The sequence below is a fragment of the Sphingopyxis sp. genome, from assembly GCF_036402335.1.
GTDB lineage: Bacteria > Pseudomonadota > Alphaproteobacteria > Sphingomonadales > Sphingomonadaceae > Sphingopyxis.
Genome location: NZ_DASWTD010000084.1, coordinates 1 through 5,317, shown reverse-complemented (window position 1 = coordinate 5,317; position 5,317 = coordinate 1). Strand labels below are relative to the sequence as shown.

The window sequence follows — 5,317 nt, the reverse complement described above, 5'->3', positions numbered from 1 at the left end:
ATCGGGTCGCTGCTCGTCGCCGCCTCGGCGGTCGCGGTCGTCCGCCCTGCCTTTTTCACCTTCGCCGGGATGACCGCGCTGGGCGGCGCGATCGGCGTCGCGTCGTGGCCGTTCGGCGTTGCCGGGCTCGTCTTCCTCGGCCTGCTGATCGTGATGATGCGCGAGGATATCCGTCATCAGCGCCGCGCGACGCGCGCGGCGCGCATTTCCATGAGCGACCAGCAGCGCGCGCTCAACCTGATGCGCGATTTCGAGCGCGCCGGGCGCGGCTGGTTCTGGGAAACCGACCGTTATGGCCAGCTCGTCTATATTTCGCCGACCGTCGCGTCGCGGCTCGAACGGCCGCTCGCCGATCTGCTTGGCCAGCCCTTTACCGATATCATCCGCAAGCGGATCGGCAACGACGAGAGCGAGGAGCGTACGCTTGGCTTCAGCCTGTCGTCGCGCACGCCATTCAAGGAATTGACCGTTCAGGCCGCGGTGCAGGGCGAAGAACGCTGGTGGTCGATCTCGGGCCATCCGATCAGCAACGAACTCGGAAATTTCCAGGGTTTCCGGGGCAGCGGCACCGATCTCACCGACAAGAAGAGGTCGGAGCGCGAAATCAACCAGCTTGCCCGCTACGACACGTTGACCGGCCTCGCGAACCGGCGCCACATTACCGACCTGCTCGAACGCGCGCTGCGCAGCCATAGCGGCCAGTCGCAGCCTTGCGCGCTGCTGCTCATGGACCTCGACCGGTTCAAGGCAGTGAACGACACGCTGGGGCACCCCGTCGGTGACCAGCTGTTGCAGCAGGTCGCCGGGCGGCTGACGCAGATCGTCGGCGACAAGGGGCAGGTCGGACGGCTTGGCGGCGACGAATTCCAGATCGTCGTTCCGCAGATGAGCCAGCCGGAAAAGCTCGCGGGGATCGCCAATGCGATCATTCTCAGCCTGGCCAAACCCTTTTCGATCGAAGGCGAGCAGGTGCGTATCGGATCGTCGATCGGGATTGCCGTATCCGACGGGCGGGGTGTCAATGCGTCGGCACTCGTCCGAAACGCCGACCTTGCGCTCTATGCCGCGAAGGACGCGGGGCGCGGGGTCTATCGTTTCTATGCCGATGCGATGCATAACCAGGCGAGCGAGCGCAAGGCGATCGAGGATGCGCTGCGCGACGCGCTGGTGAAAGACGAGCTGAAGCTGCTCTACCAGCCGATCGTCGATGTCCGGAGCGAGCGGATCACGGGCTTCGAGGCGCTGATTCGCTGGCATCACGCGACCGCAGGCCTGATCAGCCCGTCGAAATTCATCCCCATCGCCGAGGAATCGAACCTGATCGTTCCGATCGGCGAATGGATCATTCGTTCCGCCTGCGCGGCGATCGCGCATCTCGGCCCCGGCTACCGCGTCGCGGTCAACGTCTCGCCGCGGCAGTTCGCGAACGAGAAATTGCCCGCGACGATCCTGAGCGCGGTGTCGGCGGCGGGCATTCGCCCCGAACAGCTCGAACTCGAGATCACCGAGGGGGTTTTCCTTGACGAAAGCCCCGAGAATCTGGCGATGTTCCAGAAACTGAAGCGCACCGGGGTGCGGCTGGCGCTCGACGATTTCGGCACCGGCTATTCGGCGCTCGGCTATCTGAAGAAGGCTCCGTTCGACAAGATCAAGATCGACCAGAGTTTCGTGCTCGGCGCCGCCGATCCGAACAGCATGAATGCCGCGATCATCTCGTCGATCGTCGGGCTTGCGACCGCGCTCAACATGGAAACCACCGCCGAAGGGGTCGAGACACACGACGATCTCGCACTGATCCGCGGGCTCGGGTGCAGCCATGTGCAGGGCTATATCTATGGCAAGCCGATGGATCTGGTCGAGGTGCTGGCCCTGCTGCGCGAGGGGGGCGGCCGGGTCGAGGCCAATGGCTATAAAAGCGCGCGCGAGCCGCGGCTTACCATCTTCCGCACCATCCAGGTATCGAGCGGCGGCCATCATTATGAGGCGATCGTCCGCAACATGTCGTCGCGCGGTGCGCTGGTCGAGGGGTTGTGGAACGTCCCCGCGGGAACGCCGCTGATCCTCGAGTTCGGGGCCGATCAGATTTTCGAAGCCGAAGCGCGCTGGTCGGCGGGCAATCGCGTCGGGGTCAAATTCGCCGCGGCGGTCGATATCGATGCGCTGATCGGGCCGAAGACGGCCACCGTGGCGCGGGGACGGGTCCGCCGCGCCGCGTGAGACCTTCGATCAATCGGCGATCCGGCCGCGCGCCATCACCCAGTCGACCTTTTCGAGCGTCCTGACGTCGGCGAACGGGTCGCCCCAGACCGCGATCAGGTCTGCCGACATGCCCGGCGCGATGCGGCCGATTTCATTTTCCATCGACAGCAGTTTCGCCGCGACGGTGGTCGCGCTCGCCAGCGCCTCGCGCGGGGTGAGCCCATATTTGACGAGCAGCGCGAACTCGCCGCCGTTGCGGCCATGCTCGAACACGCCGGCGTCGGTGCCGAAGGCGATCGGAACGCCGAGCGCCTTGGCGCGGCCGACCGCCTTGCCGACGTCGTTCAGCGTCATGCGCACCTTTTCCTCGACCGTCGGCGTGTAGATGCCCTTGCCGAGCCGTTCGCGGATCCCCTCGAACGCCATCAACGTCGGCACCAGATAGGTGCCCTTGGCCTTCATGACCTTGAGCGTTTCGTCGTCGGCGAAAGTGCCATGTTCGATGCTGTTGATGCCGGCAGCCGCGGCCGCCTTGATCCCGCCAGCGCCATGCGCATGCGCCATCACCTTCAGTCCCAGCGAATGGGCGGTATCGGCGATGCTTTGCAGTTCGGGGCTGGTGAAATGGCCTTCGAGCCCGCGGCCCTGCTGCGACAACACGCCGCCGGTGGCGGTGATCTTGATGACGTCGGCACCGGCGCGCGAGGCCTTGCGCACCTTTTCGGCGCATTCGAGCGGGCCGGTGCAGGTATAGCCCTGATCGAGCACGTCATGGACGTCTTCGCGAAAGCCGGTGACATCGCCGTGGCCGCCGATGATCGACAGCGGCGGGCCCGCAGCGACGATGCGCGGCCCTTCGATAAAGCCGTTCGCGGTGCCGCGGCGAAGCGAATAGGCCGTATATTGCGCGGACCCGGCTTCGCGCACCGTCGTGAAGCCGGCGCGCAGCGTGATGAGGGCGTTCTTGGCGCCGACGACGACGCCCCATTCGTCGGGATCGACGGCGGCCGCGCGATAATCGTCGCCGGGATCGCCGGTCAGGTGGACGTGCAGGTCGATGAGGCCCGGGAGCAATGTCTTGTCGCCGAGATCGACGATTTCGGCGCCTGCCGGGGCGTCGGCGCGGCCGGGGGCGATCGATGTGATACGGTCGTCGGTGACGACGACGGTCGAGGGGCCTTGCGCGGGCTTGTCGGCATCGGTGATGATGTGCCCGGCATAGATGACCGTCGTGCGCGCCTCTGCCGACCCCGCGCCCAGAAGCGCCAGCGTGACCGCCGCGGCGGTCGCCAAACCCGTATTTCGCATATCTGCTCCCCTGTTTCTTTCGGGGGCATCCTGTGCCGCGTCGCTTGGGGGAGGGCAAGCGTATAAGATATAAAAGAGGGGCCTTCGAACCGACCAGCCCTAAAAAAGGGGGCTGGACAAGCCAGCCCCTCAGTTTGTCTTCGGGTAACCGAAAGGAATATTACCAGAAGAAATCGTAGATTACGTCGACCACTTCGCCCGAATAGGTATCGACCAGAAGCGCGTCGTCATAATAGCGGATCCAGCGATAGCCCCCATAGGCGGCCGGCAGGCGGTAATAGCCCGGATCGTTGATCCAGTAGCGCTGGCCGTAGAAGAGCGAGCCGAGCGTGAAACCGATGCTGAACCGCGTATAGCCATAGCCGCGATACGGGTTGTAATAGCGGGGCATACGGTAATAGCTGCGGTTCCGGTCGCGGTAGCTGCGCCAGTCGTAGCGGCGGTCGCTGCGCCAGTCGCGGTTCCAGCGGCTATGGTTGCGGTCCCAGCGGTCGTTGCGCCCGTCGCGATAGCGCCGGTCGACATAGCCGTTGCGGTTGCGGTCGTAGCGGCGATCGACGCGGTTGTTGTCGTTGCGGTCCCAGCGCCGGTCGAGATCGCCGTTGCGGTTACGGTCGTAGCGACGGTCTACCTGGCCGTTGCGGTTGCGATCCCACTGACGATCAACCCGGCCGTCGCGGTTGCGGTCCCACTGGCGGTCGGTGCGACCGTCGCGGTTGCGATCATAGGTGCCGCCGCGCTGACGCTGTTCGGCCTGGCGCTGCCACTGCTGGCGCTGCGCCTGACGCTGTTGATCGTTGCCACGCTGCTGCCACTGCTGGCGCTGCGCCTGACGCTGTTGATCGTTGCCACGCTGTTGCCACTGCTGGCGCTGCGCCTGGCGCTGCTGATCGTTGCCGCGCTGCTGCCACTGCTGGCGTTGCGCCTGCCGCTGCTGATCATTGCCGCGCTGTTGCCATTGCTGGCGTATTTCGCGCGATTGACGCTGAGCCTGCGGCTGCTGGCGCTGGGGCCGCGCTTCGCTGCCGCCGCGGCGTGCTTCGGGGCCGCGCGGTCCGCGATCCCTGCGGTCGCCGTTTTGCGCGATCTGCACCCGCTCGCCCGATGCCTGTGCGGCGGCCGGGGCGATGGGAGTCAGGATCGTTGCAGCGATCAGCAACCCTCCGAACATCTTCTTCATCTCGCCATTCTCCAACTCATGTCCCGTTTGCTGGAGGCGCCAGCCGGGATGATGAAGCGATTCTTACCACTGGCAAGATGATCGACGGCTGACCGTGCCGTTGCCTGCGGTTCAGCTAGATGAACAACGCGCCACGCGGGCCGGAGTTCAGCTGCCCGGCGGCAGGCGCAGCGCGGGCACCGCGCGGGCTGCGTCTTCGGGGCGGATGCCAGGCGGCGGCGCGGCAGCGATGCGCTCTTCGCCGCGCAGCACGCGACCCGCGAGGCGGATCGCAGTGCGGATGCGCGGATAGGTGCCGCAGCGGCAGATATTCGTCATCGCGGCGTCGATCTCGGCGTCGCTGGGATTGCTGTTCGCCCGAAGCAGCGCGGCGGCGGCCATGATCATTCCCGACTGGCAGAAGCCGCACTGCGGCACCTGCTCGGCGACCCACGCCTGCTGCACCGCATGGCTGCGGTCGCGCGACAGCCCCTCGATCGTCGTGACGAAGCGGCCCTCGCATTCGGCAATCGTGACCATGCAGCTGCGGATCGCCTCGCCGTCGATGTCGACGGTGCACGCGCCGCACTCGCCGGTGCCGCAGCCATATTTGGTGCCCGTCAGGTTCGACGCGTCGCGAAGCGCCCACAG

The 5,317-nt window shown here is 66.0% G+C and carries 4 protein-coding genes; 1 reads left to right on the top strand and 3 read right to left on the bottom strand.

Going from position 1 to position 5,317, the window contains the following annotated elements; all coding sequences use genetic code 11:
* Positions 1–2,217, top strand: a 2,217-nt coding sequence (locus tag VGD20_RS02560) for an EAL domain-containing protein (protein ID WP_331132951.1), incomplete at its 5' end; no start/stop codon positions are given.
* A 9-nt stretch (positions 2,218–2,226) separates the two neighbouring features.
* Here the strand turns inward: VGD20_RS02560 and VGD20_RS02555 are convergent.
* The 3 genes from VGD20_RS02555 to VGD20_RS02545 form a co-directional block, all read right to left on the bottom strand.
* Complete coding sequence (locus VGD20_RS02555) at positions 2,227–3,507, bottom strand: amidohydrolase family protein (protein ID WP_331132950.1); 1,281 nt, start codon at positions 3,505–3,507, stop codon at positions 2,227–2,229.
* 160 nt (positions 3,508–3,667) lie between these two features.
* On the bottom strand, positions 3,668–4,687 hold the full coding sequence (locus VGD20_RS02550) for an RcnB family protein (RefSeq protein ID WP_331132949.1): 1,020 nt from the start codon (positions 4,685–4,687) through the stop codon (positions 3,668–3,670).
* A 147-nt stretch (positions 4,688–4,834) separates the two neighbouring features.
* Positions 4,835–5,317 (bottom strand): (2Fe-2S)-binding protein (locus tag VGD20_RS02545; protein WP_331132948.1); only part of this gene is annotated, 483 nt, incomplete at its 5' end.

Bases quoted from the DNA above. Each gene is read 5' to 3' on its own strand.
- VGD20_RS02555 (WP_331132950.1), bottom strand. From the start codon at position 3,507: ATGCGAAATACGGGTTTGGCGACCGCCGCGGCGGTCACGCTGGCGCTT.
- VGD20_RS02550 (WP_331132949.1), bottom strand. From the start codon at position 4,687: ATGAAGAAGATGTTCGGAGGGTTGCTGATCGCTGCAACGATCCTGACT.